Raw genomic sequence first — 22,792 nt, 5'->3', positions numbered from 1 at the left:
TGGGGATGTGCCCGGGGTCAGGGCGCGGGTGGGGACCAGGTGGCGGCGGCGCGGCCCAACCGGTCGTTGATCGCCCGGCCGACCCCCTCGTCGGGGGCTGGTTCGGCGAGGATCTCGGTCACCCCGGCCGCGTCCAGCCGGTGCAGCGCGTCGAAGAGCCGGGCGGCCGCCTCGGTCACGTCACCGGTGGGTGACAGCACCTCAACCGCCGCGTAACCGGCCGCCGGGCCCTCCCGGAAGGCCAGGAAGCCCCGTCGAACCCCGTCGGCCGGTGCCGGCACCGCGCCCGCCACCACCCGCAACGGGGTACGCGGCGCGTAGTGCGCGGCCAACGTACCCGGGGCGACCGGCTGCCCGGAGCTGCCCTGCCGGACGGTCACCGGGCCGACCGCCGCGACGAGTTCCTCGATGGCGAGCGCCCCGAGCCGCAGCACCAACGGGTGGGGGCCACGCGCGTCCACGATGGTCGACTCGATTCCGCACCGGGTGGGGCCGCCGTCGAGCACCACGTCGACCGCCGCACCGAGCCCTCGAACGACGTGTTCGGCGCGGGTGGGGCTGAGCTGCCCGAACCGGTTGGCACTCGGCGCGGCCACGGGCACTCCGGCGGCCCGGATCAACGCGCGGGCGGACGCCTCGTCGGGCACCCGTACGGCCATCGTGTCGAGACCGGAGGTGACGATCGGCGGGATCACGGCCGGCCGGTCCACGATCAGGGTGAGCGGTCCCGGCCAGAACCGCTCGGCCAGCGCCGCGACGGTGGGGGGCAGCGCGCCGACGAGCGCCGGCAGGTCGGTGGCGTCAGCCAGGTGGGTGATCAGCGGATCGAAGCTGGGCCGGGCCTTCGCTTCGAAGATCCGCGCCGCGGCCCGGGCGTCCAGCGCGTTCGCGCCGAGCCCGTAGACCGTTTCGGTGGGGAAGGCCACCAGGCCGCCGGCCCGCAGCACCTCGGCGGCCTCGGCGATGCCGTGCGCGGCGGGCAGGACACGGGGAGCGCCAGTGGTCACACCCCGACGCTAGCCTGCCGCCCCGGCCTGGCCCGGTGCGGGTGGCGGTCGTCCCCGCGAGGGTCGTCCCGGGTGACGTCCGCGACGGCAGGCGAGCGCCAGGGTGGGGTCACCGCGCAGCTCCGCGCCGGCGGACAGCAGGTCGTCTCCTCCTACGCCCAGCCGATGTCGGCGGCGCGTAGCTCGGCGACCGCGTGGTCGGTCACGACTGCCCCCGTTGCCGCGCCGCTAGAGGTCGGGTGCCGATCGGTCCGTTCCGCGCCTTCGGTCTCGTCGGGGGAGAATTGCGGGCATGCTCCGCTCGCCGCGCGCCCTCCTGCTGGACTTCGGTGGCGTCCTGGCCGACGCGCCTCCGCAGCCACCCGCCCCACCGGAACTTGTCCGGCGGCTGTCCCAGCTCGTCGGTGGCGCGGTGGCGGACCAACAGATCGCCGCCGACCTGACCGAAGGCGCACGACGCTACTCGGCCTGGCGTGACGGCGCGGGCCGGACAGCCGACCCGGTGGAGCTGTCCCACTCCCGGGTCTGGGCGGAGTTCGTCACCGGCTCGTGGCCCGGACCGGCCCGCGACGCCGTCGACCGTGAGGCGACCCCCCTGTCGTACGCCTGGACGTGGCGGGCGGACTGGGCGGTGCGCCCGGGGATCCCCGAGGCGCTCCGGGCGGCCACCGCGGCGGGCCTTCCGCTGGCCGTGGTGAGCAACACCCTCTGCGGTGCCGCGCACCGGGACTTCCTCGCCGCTGTCGGGCTCGCCGGTTCGTTCGCCGCCCAGTTCTACAGCGACGAGGCTGGCCCCCGGAAGCCCAACCCGCGACTGGCGCTGCTGGCGGCAGACGCCGTCGGGGTGCCGATCGACCGCTGCTGGTTCGTCGGCGACACTCTCGGCCGGGACGTCGAGGGTGCCCGCCGGGCCGGCGCGGGAGCGGCGATCCTGATGCGTTCCCCGCGCACCGACCGGGAACCCCCGCACCCCGCCGTCGTCCCTGACGCCCGGATCGAGGACGGCCACGGTCTGCTCGCGCTGTTGCGTCAGGCCCGGGGCTCCGTCGACTGAGGACGTCGGCCCGCATCATGGAGGTGCCGGGTGGCCGGGAGCACCACCCGTTCTGGCGGGGTCAGCCGCCGCCATCGACTGGTGTCGCCATCGAACGGTGGCAGGAGCTTCACCACCGGGTCGCCGTCGGTCCACCTCGGCCCGTCGGGCAGTGTTGCGGCGCAGGGTGCAACGGTGGTCGACCGGGTTGGCTGCCGATCCTGCCCGGAGCCACGCTCCGGTGGCCCGATCACCAAGCTAGGCCTGCGGTATCGCGTCGTCCACCGACGACGCCCCCGCCACCTGGTGGACGGTGACCACGGCGTCGATCGGCAGTGCCGCGTAGACGTGCGGGAAGGGCCCACCGTCGGGGGCGTCCTCCCAGCGCACCGCCGCACCGAGCAGTCGGGTGTCGAGAGCGGCGACCACGAGCGTCGGCTCCTGCGCGAAGAACCGCAGCGCGGTCGCGGCCACCTGCTCACGCGAGGAGCAGTGGATGAAACCGCTGCTGTGGTCGAGCGGCGAGCCGTCGAAGCGGCCGGCGGCCTCGAATCCGGCCCACTCGGCGGGCAGCAGGATCTTGTAAATCAGCACAGCTCAGGGTGGCAGACGTCGGAGTGATCCGCAGCCGCCGCTCCCGGCAGCCCACCCCGGGGTTGACAGCCCGCCTTGGCTCATGCAAATAATAGTTGGCATGAGCCAAGATGAACTATGGGAAACTTGACCGGCGATCGGCTGGTCGAGATTCTCGCCACGTTGGCCAGTCCGCACCGACTCCGCGTGCTCGCCGCGTTGACCGGCGGCCGTTCCTACGTCTCACAGCTCGCCCGCGACCTGGGCATCAGCCGTGCGCTGCTCCAGGTGCACCTCAAGAAATTGGAGCGGGCCGGCCTGGTCACCGCCCACCTGGAGTTGTCCGATGACGGCAAGGCGCTCAAGTACTACGAGGTCACACCGTTCTCGCTCCAGCTCACGCCCGACGTGGTGGCGGCTGCCGCCGCGACCCTGAGCAACGCCGGAGACGGCGACTCCCCACCGAAGGGAACCAGTTAGATGGACGCCGCCTCGGTCTTCCTGATCGTCGTCGCCGCCGTGCTCATCTCCGTCGTCTGGTATGCGGGCGTCCGCAAGCGGACCGAGGTGTCGAGCGAACTGCAGCGGCAGTACGCCGAGCAGGCCGCCGAAACGTCTCGGCTGCTCGCCGAGATGAGCACGCAACTGGCCGATCTGCACCGCCGGACCGTCGACCTGCAACGCATCCTCAAAGACGCCGAATGACGGCGCTCGGGCTCGCACCGCCGGTCACTCTGGTCAACGTCCCCAACGCCGTCACCGCCGTACGCACGGCCGGCTCCTTCGGGCTCGCGGTGGCGGCGCTGACCCACCGCGACGCCCACCTGCTCGTCGCCGCCTACCTGATCTACTGGATCGGTGACATCCTCGACGGTGTCGCCGCCCGCACCCTGGGGCAGGAGACCCGCGCCGGCGCGGTCTTCGACATAGTCGCCGACCGGGCCTGCACGTCGGCCTGTGCCGCGGCACTCGTCGTGCTGCGGCCCGAAACGGCGCTGCCGATCGCGGTGTTCCTCGTCCAGTTCATGGTCGTCGATCAGTTGCTGAGCCTGATGTTCCTGCGCTGGCCCCTGCTGAGCCCGAACTACTTCGGCTGCGTCGACCGGCGCATCTACCGGTGGAACTGGTCTCCGCCGGCGAAGGCGCTGAACACCGCCGCGGTGGTGCTGCTGGCGATCTTCGCGCCCACCGCCGTGGCCGTCACCTTCGCCCTCGGCGTCGCCGCGGTGAAGGTCGTCTCGCTGGTCCGCGCCGCCAGGTTGCCGGTCGGCCCACCGTCCACCCAGCCATGATCGCCGTTCTGGCGGCTGCGGCCGTCGGGCTGCTGTCGGCGTTCCTGCCGTTCACCCCGGCCGAGCCCTATCTGATGGCGGCGGTGGTCACGACCGGCACGCCGCCCGTGGCGCTCGGCGTCGCCGCCGCAGCCGGTCAGACCACCGGAAAGTTACTGATCTTTCTCGGTACGCGCGGCGCGATCCACTCACCCTGGCTGCGACGCCGACTCACCAGGCACACGCCCGGCACACCGAGACCGCCGGGCCGGTGGGGGACGATGCTCGCGCGCCCGAAGGCGGCCGGCGCACGACTCGTCGAGGTGATGGAGCGTCCCCGCCAGGCCACCGGCATGCTGTTGGTCAGCGCGGTCACCGGGTTTCCGCCGTTACTGGCCACCAGCGTCTACCTGGGACGCACGCCCCTGCGTCCGGTCGCGTTCGCGGCGACGTGCCTGCTGGGCCGCACGATCCGCTTCGTGGCGATCGCGCTGATGCCGCGGCTCGCCGGTTACTGAGCACGCGGACCGGCCCACCACGGTCGTCTCCGCCGTGGACTGGCGGCTCGGCCGCCGGTCGGGCAGCGGTGCACCGGTGACGAAGCGGGAACGTCCGAAGGGCGTGGTCGACGCCGCCGGAAACCGGGTGGCAGGTTCCACGACTCAAGATCAATCCTGATCTGTGCCCACCAGGTGCCCGTTGATCTTCACGGGACGAGAAGCTCGGTCAAGGGTGGTGCTGGTGGAGCCCAGGGGACTCGAACCCCTAACCCCTGCCTTGCAAAGGCAGTGCTCTGCCAGTTGAGCTAGGGCCCCCGGACGGGCCGGGCCGCCGGGTGCTGGCCGGAGCCGGGCCGGTCAGCGCAGGTCGGGCGAGGTGGTCGCCTCGTGCCAGAGGGCGCGCTCGTCGTTGGAAGCCTTGACCTTCTTGGCCACCACGGCGGCGACACCGATGATGCCGACCAGGAACAGCAGCTTCTTGAACATGGGGCGACCCCTCGCGCTCGACTCGACTGCTCGCCGGAACTGTGTGCGGTGGGGCTAGCTGGAATCGAACCAGCGACCTCAGAGTTATCAGCTCTGCGCTCTAACCGACTGAGCTATAGCCCCGCGTAGCGACGAGCAAGGTTAACCCATCGCATCGTCCGCTCCCAAATCGGGGTGGCCGACGCTCCCGCGCCTTCCCGACCGTACCGGCCACCCCTGATCGGGGCGAGCCGTTTACCCCGGTCGGGCGATCGGAGCTCCACTCCAACCCCGCCACAGCGGTAGCGGAGCGGCTCCCACACCGCCGCATCCCCAGGAGCGAGGGCGGGGACGGCTGGTGGTGGGCGGGTGGGTGGGAAAGCACGACGCCGGGGTGACCGCGGTAGGCGGCACCCCGGCGTCGGGTCGAATCAGTCGCGCTCGGCGAGCGTCAACTCGATCCCGCCGACCAGGTCGGCACAGACGTTGTAGACGAACGCGCCGAGGGTGGCCAGCGCGGTGAACAGCACCACGTTGACCAGCCCGATCAGGGCGGAGGTGAGGATGACGCCCTTGGCGGTGATCTGGAAGCCACCGTCGGCGCCCTGCCCACCGCTCGCGCTGACCAGGTCGGTCAAGCTGTCGTTGACGCTCTGGAAGACACCCATCGCGTCCAGCGCGAGATAGAGCACCGAGGTCGCCACGACCACCACGATGAACAGGACGACGGAGACCGCGAAGGCGAACTTCATCACGGACCACGGGTCGATCCGCTTGAGGTTCAGCCGGGCGCGGCGCGGCCCCCGGGAGGCAGCGGAACTGACCGAGGTACGCGCGGCGCGTACCGCGTCACCCACCCGGGCGGCTCCGACGGCCGCCGGGCCACCGAGGCCCGGTGGCAGCCCACCGCCGTTGGCCGGCCGGGTGTTACCCGCGCCCCCGCCCGCGCCGGTACGCCCGGTGTCCGGGGACGGCCGGAACCCGCCGCCGATCTTCGGCTGGGTGCCGGTCGTGGACGGGGAGGCGGCTGCCCCCAGTGAGATCGGCTGTGTCGTGTTGCTCGACCTGGCCGTGGTGGCCACCGGCTGGGTGGCGGAGGACGGCGCGTCGGTGCCCGTCGGCTGGGGTTGCTCGGTCGTCCCCGAGTCCTCACCCGGCTTGTCCGGCGGCGGTGCCATGCCGGGTGCCCGGGTGAACTTCGGGGCAGGCGCGTCGGCGGGGACGGTCGCCCGGCCCACCGCGGCGCGGCCGGCAGGGGTTGTGCCGCTCTTGGCGGCCTCCTCGTCGACCGGGGTGGCCGAGGTCCCCTTGTTCCCCGACTTCGCCTGTGTCTCCGTCATTCAACTAGTCCTGTTCGTCAGGCTCGTCGGCATTGCGAGCAATCGCCACGATAGTCACGCCGTCCGGGAGGTCCATCAGCTTGACCCCCATTGTGTTCCGGTCACGGGTACGGCGTACAGGCTTCACCGGAGTCCGGATGACGCCGCCGTTGCTGGTGATCGCGAACAGCTCGTCGTCCGGGTCGATCACGACCGCGCCGACCAGACCACCGCGGCGCTCGGTGATCTTCGCAGTCAACACGCCCTTACCTCCCCGACCCTGGACGGGGTATTCCTCGATGGGGGTACGTTTCGCGTATCCCCCGTTCGTGGCCACCAGGACGTCCAGGCCCTCCCGGACGACCTCCATGGCCAGCAGGACGTCGTCGTCGGTGAAGCGCATGCCGATCACACCCGAGGTGGCCCGGCCCATCGGGCGCAACGCCTCGTCGGAGGCGTTGAACCGGATCGCCTGAGCCTTCTTGGAAACGAGCAGCAGGTCCTGCTCCGGCGCCGCGAGGACGGCACCGACCAGCTCGTCCTCATCGCGCAGGTTGATCGCGATGACGCCGCCGGACCGGTTGGAGTCGAACTCCTCGAGTCGGGTCTTCTTCACCAGGCCGTTTCTCGTGGCCAGTACCAGGTAGGGGGCCACCTGGTAGTTCGGGATTTCGATGATCTGCGCGATCTGCTCGTCCGGCTGGAAGGCGAGCAGGTTGGCCACGTGTTGGCCCTTGGCCACCCTACTGGCCTCGGGCAACTCGTACGCCTTGGCCCGGTACACGCGGCCCTTGTTGGTGAAGAACAAAATCCAGTCGTGCGTGGAGCATACGAAGAAGTGGCTGACAATGTCGTCCTGCCGCAGGGTCGCGCCGCTCACGCCCTTGCCGCCGCGCCGCTGGGAGCGGTAGAGGTCGACCTTGGTGCGCTTGGCGTACCCGGTGCGGGTGATGGTCACCACCACGTCCTCACGGGCGATCAGGTCCTCCATCGAGACCTCGCCGTCGAACGGGATGATCTTCGTACGCCGCTCGTCGCCCCACTTCGCGACGATCTCGCTCAGCTCCTCGGAGACGATCTTCCGCTGCCGCTCCGGCTTGGCGAGGATGTCCTTGAGGTCGGCGATCTCGATTTCCAGCTTGGCCAGGTCGTCCAGGATCCGCTGCCGTTCCAGGGCGGCCAGCCGGCGCAGCTGCATGTCCAGGATCGCGGTCGCCTGGATCTCGTCGATCTCCAGCAGCCGGATCAGGCCCTGCCGGGCGTCGTCGACGGTGGGCGAGCGCCGGATCAGGGCGATCACCTCGTCCAGCGCGTCCAGCGCCTTGGACAGACCGCGCAGGATGTGCGCCCGCTCCTCGGCCTTGCGCAGCCGGAACGCGGTCCGCCGCCGGATCACCTCGATCTGGTGCTCGACGTAGTAGCGGAGGAACTGGGCCAGGTTGAGCGTGCGCGGCACCCCGTCGACCAGGGCCAGCATGTTGGCGCCGAAGGTCTCCTGGAGCTGGGTGTGCTTGTAGAGGTTGTTCAGCACCACCTTGGCGACCGCGTCGCGCTTGAGCACCAGCACGATCCGCATGCCGGTACGCCCGGAGGACTCGTCCCGGATGTCGGCGATGCCGGCGAGCTTGCCCTCCTTGATCAGCTCGGCGATCCGCTCGGCGAGGTTGTCCGGGTTGACCTGGTAGGGCAGCTCGCTGACGACGAGCGCCGGCCGGCCCCGCTTGTCCTCCTCGACCTCCACCACCGCGCGCATCCGGATGGACCCGCGACCGGTCCGGTACGCGTCCTGGATGGCGGACTGACCGACGATCAACCCGTGGGTGGGGAAGTCCGGACCCTTGACGATCTCCAGCAGCGCTTCGAGCGTGGTCGCCTCGTCGGCCTCCGGGTTCTCCAGGCACCACTGCACCGCCGCGCCGATCTCGCGCAGGTTGTGCGGCGGGATCTTGGTGGCCATCCCGACCGCGATGCCCTCGGAGCCGTTGACCAGCAGGTTGGGGATGCGTGCCGGCAGGATGGTGGGCTCCTTGGCCCGGCCGTCGTAGTTGTCCTGGAGGTCGACGGTGTCCTCGTCGATGTCCCGCAGCATCTCCATCGCCAGCGGGTCCAGCTTGCATTCGGTGTAGCGCATCGCGGCAGCCGGATCGTTTCCGGGCGAGCCGAAGTTGCCGTTGCCGTCGACCAGCGGATAGCGCAGCGACCAGGGCTGGGCCATCCGGACCAGCGCGTCATAGATGGCCGAGTCGCCGTGCGGGTGGAACTGCCCCATCACGTCGCCGACGACCCGGGAGCACTTCACGTAGCCCCGGTCCGGCCGGTAACCCGAGTCGTACATGGCGTAGAGGATCTTGCGGTGGACCGGCTTGAGCCCGTCCCGGACGTCCGGCAGTGCCCGCCCGACGATCACGCTCATCGCGTAGTCGAGGTACGAGCGCTGCATCTCGACCTCGAGCCCGACCGGCTCGATCCGGTCGTGCTGGACGACCGCCGCGAGTGGTGTCTCGGGGGTCTCCGGCTCGTTCGGGGTGGACTCGGGAGTATCGGTCACTGTTAACCCTTATCAGACTCAGAGTCGTGTTCGTGCTGTGGATAACGCTGTGGAAACCGGCCAGGCTGTGGATAACCCGGTGGACGGCGGCCGACCGGTGCGGCACCGGTCGGCCGGCCCGTCAGATGTCGAGGAACCGCACGTCCTTGGCGTTGCGCTGGATGAACGAGCGGCGGGCCTCGACGTCCTCACCCATCAGCACGCTGAACAGCTCGTCGGCGGTGGCGGCGTCGTCGAGGGTGACCTGACGCAGGGTCCGGGTGGCCGGGTTCATCGTGGTCTCCCACAGCTCGGGATAGTTCATCTCGCCGAGACCCTTGAACCGCTGGATGTCGTCCGGCTTGGCGTTGGGCTTCTTCTGCTGGCGCAGCGCGATCAGCCCGTCACGTTCCCGGTCGGAGTACGCGTACTGGGCGTCGTCGCCCTTCTTGTTCCACTTGATCTTGTAGAGCGGCGGGGCGGCCAGGTAGACGTGACCCAGCTCGACCAGCGGACGCATGAAGCGGAACAGCAGGGTGAGCAGGAGGGTCTGGATGTGCTGGCCGTCGACGTCGGCGTCGGCCATCAGCACCACCTTGTGGTACCGCAGCTTCTCCATGTCGAAGTCGTCGTGGATGCCGGTGCCCAGCGCGGTGATCAGCGCCTGGACCTCGTTGTTCTTGAGCACCCGGTCGATCCGGGCCTTCTCCACGTTGAGGATCTTGCCGCGGATCGGCAGGATCGCCTGGGTACGCGGGTCGCGCCCCTGCTTGGCCGAGCCGCCGGCCGAGTCGCCCTCGACGATGAACACCTCGGACTCGCGCGGGTCGGTGGACTGGCAGTCGGCCAGCTTGCCCGGCATCGAGCCCGACTCCAGCAGCGACTTGCGCCGGGCCAGCTTGCGCGCCTGCTGGGCGGCGATCCGGGCCCGGGCCGCCTGGGACGCCTTCTGGATGATCGTCTTGGCCTCCGCCGGGTTCCGGTCGAACCAGTCGACCAGCCGGTCGTTGCAGACCCGCTGCACGAAGCTCTTGACCGGGGTGTTGCCCAGCTTGGTCTTGGTCTGGCCCTCGAACTGCGGGTTGGCCAGCTTGACCGAGATGATCGCGGCAAGGCCCTCGCGGATGTCCTCGCCGGAGAGCTTCTCGTCGCCCTTGAGCAGCTTCTTGTCCGCGCCGTAGCGGTTGACCACGCTGGTCAGCGCGGCCCGGAAGCCCTCCTCGTGGGTGCCACCCTCGTGCGTGTTGATCGTGTTGGCGAAGGTGTAGACCGACTCGCCGTACGACTCGTTCCACTGCATGGCGATCTCGACCGACATGCCTTCTTCTTCGGCGGCGAACTCGACCACCGTCTTGTGCATCGGGTTCTTGGAGGCGTTGAGGTGCCGGACGAAGTCCGCGATGCCGCCCTCGTAGTAGAAGGTGACCTCGCGGGGCTTGCCCTCCTCGCCCTCGGCGACCCGCTCGTCGAGCAGGTGGATGGAGAGGGCCCGGTTGAGGAAGGCCATCTCCTGGAGCCGGCGGTAGATGGTCTGGAAGTCGAAGTCGGTCGTCTCGAAGACGTCCGGGTCCGGCCAGAAGGAGACCGCCGAGCCGGTGCGGTCGGTGGTCTCGCCCTTCTCCAGCGCGTCGGGCTTGGAGTTGTGGTATTTCTGCCGCCAGACGAAGCCGGACTTGTGGATCTCGACGGCCATCCGGGTGGAGAGGGCGTTCACCACGGAGACGCCGACGCCGTGCAGACCGCCGGAGACCGCGTACGCCTTGCCGTCGAACTTGCCGCCCGCGTGCAGCACGGTCAGCGCGACCTCGACACCCGGCTTCTTGAGCTTGGGGTGCAGGTCGACCGGGAAGCCACGGCCGTTGTCGGTGACCCGGACCCCGCCGTCGGCGAGCAGCACCACGTCGATGGTGTCGCAGTGACCGGCGAGCGCCTCGTCGACCGCGTTGTCCACGACCTCCCACACCAGGTGGTGCAGGCCACGCTCGCCGGTGGACCCGATGTACATGCCGGGCCGCTTGCGGACCGCCTCCAGCCCTTCGAGGACGGTGATCGACTCTGCGCCGTACTCCTGCTTGTCCTGCGCTGCCACCCTCGGCCACTTTCTCGCACCGCCCGCGCCGGGGCGCGGGTGCGCGGGTTCGGCGGACAGGACACGACGTCGGCGCACACGGGCAGCGGCCCCGCAGGGCGGTCGCGGATCGTGCGCGCCGGTCGCCGCGGTTGCCCGCGGATCGCGATCGGCCAGACCCGACCCGGGACGTTGATCAAGGGCCGGTGAGGGCCCCTGTCCGTCGCACCGCGTCAGGTCGTCGTCTCACCGTCAATCTTACTGTGCGCACACGACAGAACCGCCACTCGGCACCCCTGGAAGGCGGCTGAGACCCTCGTAGCCGGCCGAATCTCGCTGTCCGCGACTCCCCCTACACGCCCCGGCCCCACCTCCGTGGCCGCCGCCACGGAATCGGCCGCCCTGCCGGGCGGGCGGGGGGTCGCGTCCGACGGTGGCCGTACCGTAGCTTTGCGGCGCGCGGCAAAGTTGCCCGTCTTGATCTTTTCCACCCGCAACCGGGACGATGGACCCGATCGACCCGACCCGTGCTCTCGAAAGGTGACACCAGATGGGGCTGGACAATGTCGCGGTGCACTGGCCGCGGACCGGCCGCTTCTACGACCCGGTCGCGCCGGCCGAGTTCGTCGACTTCGGCGAGGTCGTGGACATCCCCCGGATCTCCGCGCCGACCGCCGCGCTCGCCGAGCACATCGCCAAGACCGGCACGGTCCGGGCCACCGCCTACACCGAGCTGGTCGACCTGATCCTCGGGCTGGAGAATGTGCTCTACGCCACCGACGCCGCCGCCGAGGACGAGGACCCGGTGATCGATCCGGACGGTTGCTCCTGGATCGCCGGCGGGGTGGAGAAGTTCGTCGTCCAGCACCGGCCGCACGGCGAGACGGTGACCTTCGAGTCGGTCAGCGACGTGCTCCGCGCGCTGCTCGGTGACGGGCGTCTCGCCGAGCAGCAGCTGCGCTGGCTGGGCAGCCGGCTCGACCGGCTGCGCGACGAGAACGGTGACCCGCCGCAGTGGGACTTCACCTGTGCCGAGCTGGGCGTCCTGGCCGCCTTCTACCGGCGCTGCGCCGACCGGGGCTTCGCGGTCTACGCCGACGCCGAGCCCGGTCGCCGGCCCGGCCCGCAGCCCTGACCGCACCCGCACGGTGGCGGCTGACCCCGGCTGGCCGGGCGGTGCGCGGCGGCTAGCTGTCCGGCGTCGCCGGCCCGGCAGGTGGCGGCCCGGCCGTCACCGCGCCGTTGGCGGCGGCGATCACCCGGGTCAGCGCGCCGTGCAGGTCGCGTAGTTCGGCCAGCGGCAACCCGAGCCGGGCGACGACGGCCGGGGGGATCTGCTCGGCACGGGCCCGCAGCGCCCGCCCGCTCCCGGTGAGCGAGACCGCGAGGCTGCGTTCGTCGGCGGGGTCCCGCTCACGGCGGAGGTAGCCGGCCGCCTCCAGGCGCTTGAGCAGTGGCGACAGGGTGCCGGGGTCGAGCTGGAGCAGCCGGCTCAGCTCGCGTACCGACAGCGGCGCGTGCTGCCAGAGCGCCAGCATGACCAGATATTGCGGGTGGGTCAGCCCCATCGGTTCCAGGAGCGGCCGGTAGACCGCGACGACGCCGCGCGCGGCGACGGAGAGCGCGAAGCAGACCTGCTCCTCCAACGCCAGCGGATCCCCGTCGGGTGGGCCGTCCACCACGTGCACCTCCTCGTCGCCGTTGCGATGCTACCAACGATTGGTGTACCAATGGTTTGTACACCAATCGTCAGCAGGGGGGTCGGTGCCGATGAGCGAGGACAAGCCGGTGGCGAAGGCCCCGGGCGAGGGCGGTCGACTCCTCGCCTGGGCCTTCAAGAACCTGGCCGGCCCGCCGGAGGTGGCCGGCGCGGTGCAGGGCGGCTCCCGCCAGGCCCGCGACGCCTGGAAAGCCGACCTGGAACGACGCAAGCAGTGGAGCCGCGAGCAGCGGGAACGCAAACGCGCCGAGCGGGAGGCCCGTCGCGCCGAGCGGTGAGGGGTGAGGGGTGAGGGGTGAGCCTCAGCCGTAGGTGTCGCGCGGCCCCCGACCGCGTACCCGACGCGGCCCCCGTGACCAGGACGGTGCCGCCGGCCCGTGGATGTGCAGCTTGCGCACCACGTTGTGGCCGACCTCCCCGGCGATCCGCTTGAGCAGCGACCCGGCCAGCAAGCGCAGCTGGGTGGCCCACGCCGTCGACCGGGCCTCCACGGTCAACTCGCCGTCCTCCAGCTTGACCGGGCGGCTGTGCTGGGCGATCTCCGCCCCGACGACCTTCTCCCAGGCACCGAAGACGGTCGCCTCGGCGGCCGGTTGCTGCCAGCCGCGCGCCTTCATCAGCCGCTCCAGCACCGCACCAAGCGGTTGCGGGTCACGCGGGTCCGGCCCCGGCCCCGAATAGCCGCGCAGCCGCCGGCCGGCCCCGTCGGCAGCACCGGTGACCCCCGGGCGACGGTTACGGGCCGCCGACTCCCGCCGGGCCTTCGCCGCGTCCAGCACCGCCCGCGCCAGCTCCGGCCCGGTCGCCTGCGCCGCACCCGCCTCCGCCACCCCGGCACCACCGCCCGCCCCGGCGTCGGACGAGCCGGTACCCGCCGGTCCAGCGGTGCCCGCACCACCACCGGCCCGTCCACCACCACCGGCCCCGGTGCGGCCCCGGGAGGCGGCGTCCGCACCCCCACCGGCACCGGCGTCCGCGCCGGTTCCGGCCGAGCGGGCCCGCGCGCCGTCCGCACCCCCACCGGTCCCCCGGCGGTACGCGCACCGCGTGCCCCGCCCGGGGCGGTGCGCCCCTGGCCGCCGGTCGCCTTCCGGGGCCCGGCGGGTTGCTCCGGCTCAGTCGACACGGCGGACCGTCCCGTCGCCCACCGCGTACCGGGCGCCGCGCAGGGCCACCGGGACGTCGTCGTCCACCGCACAGGTCACCAGCAGCTGACCGGCCCCACCGACCAGTTCGGCCAGCCGTTCCCGGCGACCCGCGTCCAGCTCGGCGAAGACGTCGTCGAGCACCAGCACCGGTTCGATCCCGTCGGCGCGCAGCAGGTCGTACCCGGCCAGCCGCAGGGCCAGCGCGTACGACCAGGACTCGCCGTGGCTGGCGTACCCCTTGGCGGGCAGCGGGCCGAGGGTGAGCACCAGGTCGTCGCGGTGCGGCCCGACCAGGGTGGTGCCCCGTTCGATCTCGGCCGACCGGGACTCCGCCAGCGCGGCGGTCAACGCCTCGGCCAGCACCTGCCGGTCGGTGCCCACCCCGGTCAGCTCCACCGACGGCCGGTACGCGATCCCCGCCGCCCCCGCCCCCGCCGCCACCGCGTCGTACGCCTTCGCCACGTGCGGGGTGAGCGCGGCGACCAGTTCCAGCCGGCCGGCGAGCAACTCGGCCCCGTGCTGCGCCAGGTGGGCGTCCCAGACCGCCAGGGTCGACAGGTCACCGCCGCGCGACCCGCCCGTCTTACGGGCCAGGTACGCCGTGCGGAGCAGGGCGTTGCGCTGCTTGACCACCCGTTCGTAGTCGGCGCGCACCCCCGCGTACCGGGGCTGCCGGAGCACCAGCAGGTCGTCGAGGTAGCGGCGGCGTTCCGCCGGGTCACCCCGGACGAGTTCCAGGTCCTCCGGCGCGAACAGCACCAGCCGCAACGCGCCGATCACGTCCCGGGCCCGCCGGGCCGGGGAGCGCCCCAGCCGGGCCCGGTTGGCCTTACCGGGGACGATCTCCAGCTCGATCAGGAGTTCCCGGCCGTCGTGCACCACCGCGCAGCGGATCACCGCCGAGGTGGCGCCCAGCCGGACCAGCGGGGCGTCGGTGGCGACCCGGTGCGAGTCCAGGGTCGCCACGTAGCCCAACGCCTCCGCCAGGTTGGTCTTGCCGACGCCGTTCGCCCCGGTCAGGACGTTCGGCCCCGGCTCCAGGTCGACGCCGACCCGCTCGTACGAGCGGAAGTCGACCAGTTCGAGCCGGCGGACGTACACAGCCTGTGGATGCCGCTCAGCGCTTGTGCACGGCGTGCCCGCCGAACTGCTGGCGCAGCGCGGCGACCGCCTTCATCGCGGGCGAGTCGTCCTGCCGGGAGGAGAACCGGGCGAACAGGGCGGCGGTGATGACGTTCAGCGGGACGGCCAACCGGATCGCCTCGTCGACCGTCCAGCGACCCTCACCGGTGTCGTCGGTGTAGCCGGTCAGGGTGGCCAGGTCCGGGTCCTCGTCCAACGCCCGGTCCAGCAGGTCGAGCAGCCAGGACTGCACGACGGTCCCCTCCCGCCACGACTTGATGATGCCCGGCACGTTCGTCACCATCTCGGCGGCGGACAGCAGCTCGAAACCCTCGGCGTAGGCGTGCATCAGGCCGTACTCGATGCCGTTGTGCACCATCTTGGCGTAGTGGCCGGCACCGACCGGACCGGCGTGCACGAAGCCGTGGTCGCCGGCCGGCTTCAACGCCTCGAAGATCGGCATCAGGTGGTCGACGTGCTCCTGCGCGCCGCCGACCATCAGGGCGTAGCCGTTCACGTTGCCCCAGACACCGCCGGAGACGCCGACGTCGACGTAGCCGATGCCGCGGGCGGCCAGCCGTTCGGCCCGGGGGGCGTCGTCGCTGAACCGCGAGTTGCCGCCGTCGATGATGATGTCGCCGTCGCCCAGCACCTCGGCGAGCGCGTCGATCGTGGCGTCGGTGACGGCGGCGGGGACCATCACCCAGACCGCGCGGGGCGACTCCAGCTTGTCGGCCAGCTCGGCGAGGCTCGCGACGTCACTGCGGTCGGCGTTGCGGTCGTAGCCGACGACCTCCTGACCGGCGGCGCGCAACCGCTCGCGCATGTTGCCGCCCATCCGGCCGAGTCCTACCAGGCCGAGCTGCATCTGCCCCTACCTCCGTGCGTCTGGGTGGTGCCGGTGCGCGGTCAGCGGGACACGCGGATCGGCATGATGAGGTACCGGTACCCAGGGATGACCTCGCCATCCTCGCCTGCGGGCGAAATCACCGCCGGCTTGAACGCGTCGACGAACCGCAGCAGGGCGTACTGGGCCCCCAGGTTGGCCAGGCCGTCGATCAGGTACTGCGGGTTGAAGCCGATGGTCAACGGCTCGCCGGTGAAGGTGGCCTCCATCGCCTCACTGGCCCGCGCCTCCTCGGTGCCGCCGGCCTCGACCACCAGGCCGTCGCTGCTGAAGCTGAGCAGCACCGGGGTGGTCCGCTCGGCGACCAGGGCGACCCGCTTGACCACCTCGATCAGGGTGCTGACCGGGACCCGTGCCTCGGCGTTGCTGGTGGCCGGGAAGAGCGAGCGGACCGGCGGGTAGTTGGCCCCGTCGAGCAGCCGGCTGGTGGTCCGGCGGGTGCCGCCGGAGAAGCCGATCATGCCCTCGCCGGCGGCGCCCTGGGACAGCGCCATGGTCACCGGGCCGCCGAGCGGGCCGAGCGCCTTCGCGGTGTCGTTCAGGGTGCGGGCGGGCACCAGGGCGTTGATGCTGATCTCCGGGTCGTCCGGGTTCCACTCCATCTCGCGCAGGGCGAGCCGGTAGCGGTCGGTGGCGAGCATCGCCAGGGTGCCACCGGACAGTTCCAGCCGGACGCCGGTCATCATCGGCAGCGTCTCGTCCCGGCCGGCCGCGATGGCCACCTGGGCGACGGCGGCGGCGAACGCGGCGGCCTCGACGGTGCCCGCGCTCTCCGGCATCTCCGGCAGGGCGGGGTAGTCCTCCACCGGCATGGTCGGCAGGGTGAACCGGGCGCTGCCACAGACCAGCTCCAGGTGGGCACCGACGGCGGCGATGTCGACCGGCTTGGCCGGGAGCGCCTTGGTGATCTCGGCGAGCAGCCGGCCGGAGACCAGGGCGGCGCCGTCGGCGTCCCCCTGCACCTCGACGGTCACCTGGCTGGAGACCTCGTAGTCGAAGCCGGAGACCTGGAGGTTGCCGTCGGTGACCCGCAGCATCACCCCGGCGAGCACCGGTACGGACGGCCGGCTGGGCAGGCTCTTCGCGGTCCACGCCACCGCTTCGGCGAGCGCGTCGCGCTCCACTCGGAACTTCATCAATGCCTCCGCGTCGACGTCAGCGACAACTCTCTCATGCCGACCGCTGCCCACCGCCCCGCCCGACCGTGCGGGTACCCATCGCACCTTAGGGCGCGTGGGCATCGGCTGTGCGCCCGACCCCGTGCTTCCGGTGCCGGGGCGACTGCCGACGGCAGTGCTGCGGCCCGATCCACAGGAAGTCCAACGGTGATGATTGGTTTTTGATTCTTTAGAAGAGATAACTCATCGTCTTCATCGCACCTGTGCAAACTGTGGGTAACTCGCGTCGTCGCAGGTCAGACCCGTTATCCACCGGTGGGTTCGCTGTGGAGAACCGGGGGGAAAACCCGGTCGGTCGTCCACAGGCACCGGATGTCCCCACCGTTGTCCACCGTCGTCCACCGGTTGTCCACCGGTTATCCACCGGGTTTACCCCCAGTGCTGTGGACGACGGCGTCGGCCCGGAGCCGGCCCGTCCCCAGAACCTTCAACAGGTTGCCCACAGGCCCACCGTCGGCTGTGGAGGACGACCCGGTTGTCCCCAGCCGTCCACAGCACCGTCCCCAGGGTTTATCCACAGTCTGTGGGTAACCGGCTCGGGACGGAGCGTGGTTATCCACCGGTTGTGGAACAGGGGGTGTGGACAACCGGGCCGTCCTGTGGACGAAGGTGACGACTCATCCACAGGACGCGCCCCGGCGACCCGGGGCGGACGGGACCACCGGGGCCGTGCGCCGACACGAAGACGCCCGGCCGAGATGCTCGGCCGGGCGTCGACGACGGGTGGAAAGTGGCGTACGTCTCAGGTGTTCTGCTTGATCCGGTTGGTCAGCTCGGCGATCTGGTTGTAGAGCGAGCGCCGCTCCGCCATCTGCTGGCGGATCTTCCGGTCGGCGTGCATGACGGTGGTGTGGTCCCGGCCGCCGAACGCCTGCCCGATCCGGGGCAGTGAGAGGTCGGTCAGCTCCCGACACAGGTACATGGCCACCTGACGGGCGTTGACCAGCACCCGGGAGCGTGAATGCCCGCGCAGGTCCTCCAGGCTCACCCCGAAGTACTCCGAGGTGGAAACCATGATCTGGTCGGCGGTGATCTCCGGGCCGGCGCCGTCGGGGATGAAGTCCCGCAGCACCTCCTCGGCCAACGACAGCTCGACGGTGGACCGGGTGAGGCTGGCGAACGCGGTGACCCGGATCAGCGCCCCCTCCAGTTCCCGGATCGAGTTCGACACCCGGGAGGCGATGAACTCCAGCACGTCCGGCGGGGCGTACAGCCGCTCCTGGGCGGCCTTCTTCTGCAGGATCGCGATCCGGGTCTCCAGGTCGGGCGGCTGGATGTCGGCGAGCAGCCCCCACTCGAACCGGGTCCGCAGCCGGTCCTCCAACGTCGCCAGCTGCTTCGGCGAACGGTCGGAGGTGATCACGATCTGCTTGTTGGCGTTGTGCAGGGTGTTGAAGGTGTGGAAGAACTCCTCCTGGGTCCGCTCACGGTTCTCCAGGAACTGGATGTCGTCGATCAGCAGGATGTCGACGTCGCGGTAGCGGCGCTGGAACGCACTGGTCTTGTCGTCCCGCAGGGAGTTGATGAAGTCGTTGGTGAACTCCTCGGTCGAGACGTACCGGACCGAGCGGGCGTTGCCGAGCGTCTGGGCGTAGTGCCCGATCGCGTGCAGCAGGTGCGTCTTGCCCAGCCCCGAGCTGCCGTAGATGAACAGCGGGTTGTACGCCTTGGCCGGTGACTCGGCCACCGCGACGCTCGCCGCGTGGGCGAACCGGTTGGACGAGCCGATGACGAACGTCTCGAACATGTACTTCGGGTTGAGCCGGTTGCCGCTGCCCTCCGAACCGCCGGGGCGTCGGTCACCGCCACCGGGTCGGTGGTCGGTGCCGGCCCGACCGGGCCCGCTGTCGGTGACGCCGTCGCGGGCCGGGCCGCGCGGACCCTGCTGGTCACGCGGCGGCCGCCCCTGGTCCCGGTAGGCGGGCTCGTAGCCGCGCGGGTCGGTGTCGGGCTCGGCGCGGTGACGTTCCTCGAAACCGCGCCGCTCGGGGGCGGGGCGGTCCATCCGCGCCGGTTCGGCGAAGCCGACGCCGAACAGCGTGTCCTGACCACCGTCGCGGCTGGCCGGAACCCGGGCCGGGCGGTGGCCGTCCGGCTCCGGTTGCCCGGCGGGCGACCGGACCCCGGGCTGCTCCGGCGGTGGCCCGGCCTCCCGGGGGTACGACGGTTCGGGTTCGTCGTAGGCCGACGGCCGGAACCCCGGATAGTCGTCCACGGCCGGACCGGGCTCCGCCACGACGGCGGCCTCCGGTCCGCTGCGGTAGACGGTGCCGGCGGGCCGTCCGGCGGCGTCCTCGGCGATCCGCACGGTCACCGCGACCTGTATCGGCCGGCCCAGCCGTCGGGTGAGCGCCTCGGTGATGGCCGGTCGCAGCCGCGACTCGATGACGTCCCGGGTGAAGGCGTCCGGCACGGAGAGCAGCGCGGTGTCCTCGACGATCGCCCGCAACCGGGTCAGCCTGAGGTAGGCCCGCTGCTGGGCGGAGATGATCTCGTCGGCGAGTTCGTCCGTCGCCGCGGTCCACACCGCGGCAAGGTCGATCGTTCCGGCCACCGTCGTGCCACCCCCTCGCCTCTGCTCCCGACCGCCGCTGTGGTCCAGCGGTTGTGCCGGGCCCGCCACCGCGTTCGCGGGTGGTACCGCTCACCCACCGGACGGCTGACCGGCCGGCATCCACAAGTTATCCACAGCCTGTGTGTACCGACCGATTGTGGCCGCCCGCCGGGCGCGGGTCGGACCTGCCCCCCTGTCGGGGAGGGCGTTTGAAGCGGGTTCACCGTGCCGAACGATTCACTGCCGGGTCCGGTCTTGCCCTCCGACCACAACCCGGAACCGAAGCTGACCGCAAACGCGCACGGTAACAGCGACGACGGGCCGCCATCAACCGCCGCCACCCCGACCGCCGCTCCCACCCCGGGCGGGACACCCGCTCGACAGGACACCGGACCAGCGGATCGCCGGTCCGGGTGGTTTGACGGTCATTGCCCCCCTGCGTAGGCTGGAGGGGCTGCTCTGTCGCCCTCTGCTAGGGTGATGGGTGCTCGCTGTCCGTGGTCGTCGCCCCGCATCGCCGAGGTTCCGCGCCGCCGGGCAGCACCGATCGGAGGCCACCACCGAGGTGGTCTGGTCCACCAAACGACCCCGGGCGAACCCGCGCCGGGGACGTACGAAAACGGAGAGCCTGACGTGAGCAAGCGCACCTACCAGCCGAACAACCGCCGGCGCGCGAAGACCCACGGCTTCCGGCTGCGCATGCGCACCCGTGCCGGCCGCGCCATTCTGTCGACCCGCCGTGCCAAGGGCCGTAACCGCCTGTCGGCCTGAGGCCGACCGGTCCGGGGACGTGGACAGTCGTGCTGACGGCCGCACAGCGCCTGCGGCGTAGCAGCGACTTCGCCGCAGCCGTCCGTGGTGGTCGACGCGTCGGGCGTGGTGCCGTCGTCGTCCACCTGACACTGCCGGTGGCCTCCACATCCGCCGCGACCACACCCCTCGGGACAACCTCGCCGGAGCCGGCGCGGAGCACCGACCCGGAGCTGATCTCCGGATCGAGCCGCGCCGGCTTCGTCGTGTCCAAAGCCGTCGGGCCCGCCGTGGTCCGCAACAAGGTTCGCCGCCGGCTGCGGCACCTGGTCCGTGAGCGGCTGGACGCGCTACCGGCCGGCAGCACCCTGGTGGTACGCGCCCTCCCCCCCGCCGCCGGCACGCCGTACGCCCGGCTCGGCAGCGACCTGGACGCGGCGATCGCCGCCGCCCGGACGCCTCGGGCGCGGCGGTCGCGGTGAGCAACGGACCCGCCGTGTCGGCACGCCGGAGCATGGGTGCCCGGATGCTCAGTGGTCCCATCATCGCGTACCGTCGTTGGATAAGCCCGGCGTTGCCGGCCCGCTGCCGGTTCTACCCGTCGTGCAGTGCCTACGCCCTGGAGGCGGTGACCCGTCACGGCGCGCTCCGGGGGGCCGGCCTGACGGTCCGGCGGCTGTCGCGCTGCCACCCTTTCCACCCTGGTGGACACGACCCGGTTCCGGAGCCGGGCCGCCGCCGACGCGCCGACGTGACTGGAGTCTGAGAATTGAGTCTCGACTGGATCTACTACGCGATCTCGTGGATCCTGCTGACCTGGCACTCGGCGTGGGACGCCATCGGGGTGCCGGTCCGCACGGTGCTCGGCACGAACTGGTCGTGGATTCTCGCCATCGTCTTCCTGGTGGTCACCGTCCGGGTGATCCTCTTCCCGGTCTTCGTCAAGCAGATCAAGTCCCAGCGGGCGATGCAGGCGCTCCAACCGAAGGTCAAGGAGCTCCAGGAGAAGCACAAGGGTGACCGGGAGACGCTCCAGAAGGAGATGATGGAGCTCTATCGGAAGGAAAAGGCCAACCCGCTGATGGGCTGCCTTCCGATGTTCCTCCAGATCCCGGTCTTCCTGGGTCTCTTCCACGTGCTGCGCCGGCTCGACCCGGCCAAGGAGGCCAAGAGCCTCTACGGCTGGACCGCCGAGCAGTTCGACAGCGCCTCCAGCGCCACGATCTTCACCGCCCCGATCGCCGGCAAGTTCGGCTCCACCGCCGACGAGCTGGCCCGGCTCGGTGCCAACGGCACCACCGTGAAGGTGATCGCCGGCATCCTGGTCCTGGTCATGATGGGCACCACCTACCTGACCAGCCGTCAGATGATCCTCAAGACCGGCTGGGCGGAGGACCCGCAGCAGCGGATGATCCAGCGGCTGATGCTCTACGGCATCCCGCTCTCCCTGCTCGTCTCCGGCTCGATCTTCCCGATCGGCGTGATCATCTACTGGGTCACCAACAACCTGTTCACCCTCGGCCAGCAGCAGTGGGTGCTCCGCAAGTTCCCGCCGCTGGTGACCAACAAGGGGGTCACCGGCAACAAGGCGACCAGCTCCGGTCCGGTGCAGCCGGCCAAGACCGGCGGTTTCCTCAACCGGAACAAGCCGGTCGCGCAGGCGCCCGCCAAGCCGGCCGCGCCGAAGGTCGCCGGGCCGAAGCCGGGTGCCAAGCCGGCCAACCCCAAGAAGGGCCCGGCCAAGCGCCAGGGCTGAGCCACCGGGCCGCCGTCGGGACGACCGACGGCGGCTCTCCGGCACCGCGCAGCCGCCTCACGGTCGGCGCCGGACCGGGACCGCCGCGCCTTGCGCGGTTGCGGGCGAGACCGCCCGTACCAGACGTGCCCGTGACCGAACCGGCCTCTTTCCGCCGGTCGCCCGGGAGACCAGCGGACCCGACGGTCCGGCCGAGCTAGTACGGAGATGACACCGTGACCGACACCAGCATCCCCAGCGCGGACGCCTCGCTCGACGAGGAGACCGTCCCGACCGCCGCTACCGGTGAGGGTGAGCCCGCCGACGGCGGCAAGGAGAAGAAGTCAGCCGGCGAGGGCGAGCTGTTCGCCCAGAGCGAGATCGCCGCCGACTACATCGAGGGGCTGCTCGACATCCTCGACTACGACGGCGACATCGACGAGCTGGTCTCCGGTGGTCGTCCGGTCGTCGAGGTGGTCGGTGGCCGGTTGCAGAACCTGGTCGGCCAACGCGGCGCCACCCTGGAGGCACTCCAGGAGCTGGCCCGACTGGCTGTGTTCCGCCAGACCGGCTCGCCGAGTCGGCTCCTGCTCGACGTGGGCGGCTACCGGGCCACCCGGCGCAAGGAACTCGCCGCCGTCGCCAAGAACGCGGTGGAAAAGGTCAAGGAGCACGGCGAGCCGGTGCGGCTTGAGCCGATGTCGGCCTTCGAGCGCAAGTGCGTGCACGACGTGGTCAACGCGATGAGCGGGGTGGAGAGCGAGTCCGAGGGTGTCGAGCCGACCCGGCGCATCGTCGTCCGGCCGGCGGACTGAACTGGTGACGCCCGACGACCTCACGACGGATGCCGGTCCCGGCCCGGGTGGCACGCCGCCCGGGCCGCCGTCCGAGCCTTCCGCCCCGTCTGCCCCGTCT

The 22,792-nt window shown here is 71.2% G+C and carries 24 protein-coding genes and 2 tRNA genes; 12 read left to right on the top strand and 14 right to left on the bottom strand.

The features are described from left to right. Window positions 1-17: 17 nt before the first annotated feature. Window positions 18-983 (bottom strand): L-threonylcarbamoyladenylate synthase, encoded by a 966-nt coding sequence (locus tag J7462_RS19765; protein ID WP_219470489.1) that lies wholly within the window; start codon window positions 981-983, stop codon window positions 18-20. A 316-nt stretch (window positions 984-1,299) separates the two neighbouring features. Here J7462_RS19765 and J7462_RS19760 point away from each other — a divergent pair, with 316 nt between their 5' ends. Then, window positions 1,300-2,061 (top strand): HAD family hydrolase, encoded by a 762-nt coding sequence (locus tag J7462_RS19760; RefSeq protein WP_219465409.1) that lies wholly within the window; start codon window positions 1,300-1,302, stop codon window positions 2,059-2,061. Window positions 2,062-2,298: 237 nt separating this feature from the next. On the opposite strand, the gene J7462_RS19755 is transcribed toward J7462_RS19760, so the two are convergent. After that, entirely contained in the window at window positions 2,299-2,634 is a 336-nt protein-coding gene (locus J7462_RS19755; RefSeq protein ID WP_219465408.1) for a DUF952 domain-containing protein, read from the bottom strand. A 117-nt stretch (window positions 2,635-2,751) separates the two neighbouring features. Between J7462_RS19755 and J7462_RS19750 the strand changes: the two genes are divergently transcribed. The 4 genes from J7462_RS19750 to J7462_RS19735 are packed head-to-tail and all read left to right on the top strand — an operon-like array spanning window position 2,752 to window position 4,402. Beyond that, window positions 2,752-3,093 carry a helix-turn-helix domain-containing protein gene (locus J7462_RS19750; protein ID WP_219465407.1) on the top strand — a complete coding sequence of 114 codons (342 nt, stop codon included), beginning with the start codon at window positions 2,752-2,754 and terminating at the stop codon, window positions 3,091-3,093. Next, window positions 3,094-3,318, top strand: coding sequence for a hypothetical protein (locus J7462_RS19745; protein ID WP_219465406.1), 225 nt, complete (start codon window positions 3,094-3,096; stop codon window positions 3,316-3,318). It begins immediately after the preceding gene. After that, a complete protein-coding gene (locus J7462_RS19740) occupies window positions 3,315-3,905 on the top strand; it encodes a CDP-alcohol phosphatidyltransferase family protein (RefSeq protein ID WP_219465405.1) in 591 nt (196 codons plus the stop codon). The genes J7462_RS19745 and J7462_RS19740 overlap by 4 nt, the downstream gene beginning before the upstream one ends. Beyond that, on the top strand, window positions 3,902-4,402 hold the full coding sequence (locus J7462_RS19735; RefSeq protein ID WP_219465404.1) for a hypothetical protein: 501 nt from the start codon (window positions 3,902-3,904) through the stop codon (window positions 4,400-4,402). The genes J7462_RS19740 and J7462_RS19735 overlap by 4 nt, the downstream gene beginning before the upstream one ends. Window positions 4,403-4,623: 221 nt before the next feature. On the opposite strand, the gene J7462_RS19730 is transcribed toward J7462_RS19735, so the two are convergent. The 6 genes from J7462_RS19730 to gyrB all read right to left on the bottom strand — a co-directional run bounded on the left by J7462_RS19730 (window position 4,624) and on the right by gyrB (window position 10,784). After that, a tRNA-Ala gene (locus J7462_RS19730) sits at window positions 4,624-4,699 on the bottom strand. 42 nt (window positions 4,700-4,741) lie between these two features. Then, the gene (locus J7462_RS19725) at window positions 4,742-4,870 is read right to left on the bottom strand and encodes a DLW-39 family protein (RefSeq protein WP_218108253.1); all 129 of its coding nucleotides are present in this window, start codon (window positions 4,868-4,870) and stop codon (window positions 4,742-4,744) included. 49 nt (window positions 4,871-4,919) lie between these two features. Beyond that, window positions 4,920-4,993, bottom strand: a tRNA-Ile gene (locus J7462_RS19720). 287 nt (window positions 4,994-5,280) lie between these two features. Next, entirely contained in the window at window positions 5,281-6,189 is a 909-nt protein-coding gene (locus J7462_RS19715; protein WP_208565186.1) for a DUF3566 domain-containing protein, read from the bottom strand. A 4-nt stretch (window positions 6,190-6,193) separates the two neighbouring features. Then, entirely contained in the window at window positions 6,194-8,716 is a 2,523-nt protein-coding gene (gene gyrA / locus J7462_RS19710; protein WP_219465403.1) for a DNA gyrase subunit A, read from the bottom strand. Between the two features lie 121 nt (window positions 8,717-8,837). Further along, window positions 8,838-10,784 carry a DNA topoisomerase (ATP-hydrolyzing) subunit B gene (gene gyrB, locus J7462_RS19705; protein ID WP_219465402.1) on the bottom strand — a complete coding sequence of 649 codons (1,947 nt, stop codon included), beginning with the start codon at window positions 10,782-10,784 and terminating at the stop codon, window positions 8,838-8,840. 529 nt (window positions 10,785-11,313) lie between these two features. On the opposite strand from gyrB, the gene J7462_RS19700 reads away from it, so the two are divergent. Next, window positions 11,314-11,898 carry a hypothetical protein gene (locus J7462_RS19700; RefSeq protein WP_219465400.1) on the top strand — a complete coding sequence of 195 codons (585 nt, stop codon included), beginning with the start codon at window positions 11,314-11,316 and terminating at the stop codon, window positions 11,896-11,898. 52 nt (window positions 11,899-11,950) lie between these two features. Here the strand turns inward: J7462_RS19700 and J7462_RS19695 are convergent, their stop codons facing one another. Further along, window positions 11,951-12,442, bottom strand: a complete 492-nt coding sequence (locus tag J7462_RS19695) for a MarR family winged helix-turn-helix transcriptional regulator (RefSeq protein WP_372443949.1) — start codon at window positions 12,440-12,442, stop codon at window positions 11,951-11,953. A gap of 91 nt (window positions 12,443-12,533) precedes the next feature. Here J7462_RS19695 and J7462_RS19690 point away from each other — a divergent pair, with 91 nt between their 5' ends. Then, window positions 12,534-12,761, top strand: coding sequence for a hypothetical protein (locus J7462_RS19690; RefSeq protein ID WP_219465398.1), 228 nt, complete (start codon window positions 12,534-12,536; stop codon window positions 12,759-12,761). Between the two features lie 24 nt (window positions 12,762-12,785). Here J7462_RS19690 and J7462_RS19685 read toward each other — a convergent pair whose 3' ends face one another. The 5 genes from J7462_RS19685 to dnaA all read right to left on the bottom strand — a co-directional run bounded on the left by J7462_RS19685 (window position 12,786) and on the right by dnaA (window position 19,392). Next, on the bottom strand, window positions 12,786-13,313 hold the full coding sequence (locus J7462_RS19685; RefSeq protein WP_219465396.1) for a DUF721 domain-containing protein: 528 nt from the start codon (window positions 13,311-13,313) through the stop codon (window positions 12,786-12,788). Between the two features lie 285 nt (window positions 13,314-13,598). Continuing rightward, the gene (recF, locus tag J7462_RS19680) at window positions 13,599-14,732 is read right to left on the bottom strand and encodes a DNA replication/repair protein RecF (RefSeq protein ID WP_219465394.1); all 1,134 of its coding nucleotides are present in this window, start codon (window positions 14,730-14,732) and stop codon (window positions 13,599-13,601) included. A 16-nt stretch (window positions 14,733-14,748) separates the two neighbouring features. Continuing rightward, complete coding sequence (gene gnd / locus J7462_RS19675) at window positions 14,749-15,621, bottom strand: phosphogluconate dehydrogenase (NAD(+)-dependent, decarboxylating) (protein ID WP_208565179.1); 873 nt, start codon at window positions 15,619-15,621, stop codon at window positions 14,749-14,751. A 41-nt stretch (window positions 15,622-15,662) separates the two neighbouring features. Further along, entirely contained in the window at window positions 15,663-16,796 is a 1,134-nt protein-coding gene (gene dnaN, locus J7462_RS19670; RefSeq protein ID WP_208565178.1) for a DNA polymerase III subunit beta, read from the bottom strand. A 784-nt stretch (window positions 16,797-17,580) separates the two neighbouring features. Continuing rightward, window positions 17,581-19,392 (bottom strand): chromosomal replication initiator protein DnaA, encoded by a 1,812-nt coding sequence (gene dnaA / locus J7462_RS19665; protein ID WP_219465392.1) that lies wholly within the window; start codon window positions 19,390-19,392, stop codon window positions 17,581-17,583. A gap of 633 nt (window positions 19,393-20,025) precedes the next feature. On the opposite strand from dnaA, the gene rpmH reads away from it, so the two are divergent. The 5 genes from rpmH to J7462_RS19640 all read left to right on the top strand — a co-directional run bounded on the left by rpmH (window position 20,026) and on the right by J7462_RS19640 (window position 22,692). Further along, the gene (gene rpmH, locus J7462_RS19660; RefSeq protein WP_208565176.1) at window positions 20,026-20,163 is read left to right on the top strand and encodes a 50S ribosomal protein L34; all 138 of its coding nucleotides are present in this window, start codon (window positions 20,026-20,028) and stop codon (window positions 20,161-20,163) included. 29 nt (window positions 20,164-20,192) lie between these two features. Then, window positions 20,193-20,624 (top strand): ribonuclease P protein component, encoded by a 432-nt coding sequence (gene rnpA / locus J7462_RS19655; protein ID WP_219465390.1) that lies wholly within the window; start codon window positions 20,193-20,195, stop codon window positions 20,622-20,624. A gap of 44 nt (window positions 20,625-20,668) precedes the next feature. Then, entirely contained in the window at window positions 20,669-20,908 is a 240-nt protein-coding gene (yidD, locus tag J7462_RS19650) for a membrane protein insertion efficiency factor YidD (RefSeq protein WP_204925644.1), read from the top strand. Window positions 20,909-20,911: 3 nt separating this feature from the next. Continuing rightward, entirely contained in the window at window positions 20,912-21,898 is a 987-nt protein-coding gene (yidC, locus tag J7462_RS19645) for a membrane protein insertase YidC (RefSeq protein WP_219465389.1), read from the top strand. A gap of 215 nt (window positions 21,899-22,113) precedes the next feature. Then, window positions 22,114-22,692: a R3H domain-containing nucleic acid-binding protein gene (locus tag J7462_RS19640; RefSeq protein WP_208565172.1), complete on the top strand. Its 579-nt coding sequence runs from the start codon at window positions 22,114-22,116 to the stop codon at window positions 22,690-22,692. The last annotated feature ends 100 nt before the right edge of the window (window positions 22,693-22,792 follow it).

Origin of the sequence: Micromonospora sp. RL09-050-HVF-A, assembly GCF_019374995.1 — a bacterium.
In the GTDB taxonomy this organism is placed as follows: domain Bacteria; phylum Actinomycetota; class Actinomycetes; order Mycobacteriales; family Micromonosporaceae; genus Micromonospora; species Micromonospora antibiotica.
The sequence above is the reverse complement of the archived record's forward strand: the minus strand, read 5'-3'. Positions and strand labels throughout refer to the sequence as shown.

Bases quoted from the DNA above. Each gene is read 5' to 3' on its own strand.
- J7462_RS19750 (WP_219465407.1), top strand. From the start codon at position 2,752: ATGGGAAACTTGACCGGCGATCGGCTGGTCGAGATTCTCGCCACGTTG.
- J7462_RS19725 (WP_218108253.1), bottom strand. From the start codon at position 4,870: ATGTTCAAGAAGCTGCTGTTCCTGGTCGGCATCATCGGTGTCGCCGCC.
- J7462_RS19715 (WP_208565186.1), bottom strand. From the start codon at position 6,189: ATGACGGAGACACAGGCGAAGTCGGGGAACAAGGGGACCTCGGCCACC.
- J7462_RS19690 (WP_219465398.1), top strand. From the start codon at position 12,534: ATGAGCGAGGACAAGCCGGTGGCGAAGGCCCCGGGCGAGGGCGGTCGA.
- yidD (WP_204925644.1), top strand. From the start codon at position 20,669: ATGCTCAGTGGTCCCATCATCGCGTACCGTCGTTGGATAAGCCCGGCG.
- J7462_RS19760 (WP_219465409.1), top strand. From the start codon at position 1,300: ATGCTCCGCTCGCCGCGCGCCCTCCTGCTGGACTTCGGTGGCGTCCTG.
- J7462_RS19740 (WP_219465405.1), top strand. From the start codon at position 3,315: ATGACGGCGCTCGGGCTCGCACCGCCGGTCACTCTGGTCAACGTCCCC.
- J7462_RS19745 (WP_219465406.1), top strand. From the start codon at position 3,094: ATGGACGCCGCCTCGGTCTTCCTGATCGTCGTCGCCGCCGTGCTCATC.
- gnd (WP_208565179.1), bottom strand. From the start codon at position 15,621: ATGCAGCTCGGCCTGGTAGGACTCGGCCGGATGGGCGGCAACATGCGC.
- dnaN (WP_208565178.1), bottom strand. From the start codon at position 16,796: ATGAAGTTCCGAGTGGAGCGCGACGCGCTCGCCGAAGCGGTGGCGTGG.
- J7462_RS19735 (WP_219465404.1), top strand. From the start codon at position 3,902: ATGATCGCCGTTCTGGCGGCTGCGGCCGTCGGGCTGCTGTCGGCGTTC.
- J7462_RS19700 (WP_219465400.1), top strand. From the start codon at position 11,314: ATGGGGCTGGACAATGTCGCGGTGCACTGGCCGCGGACCGGCCGCTTC.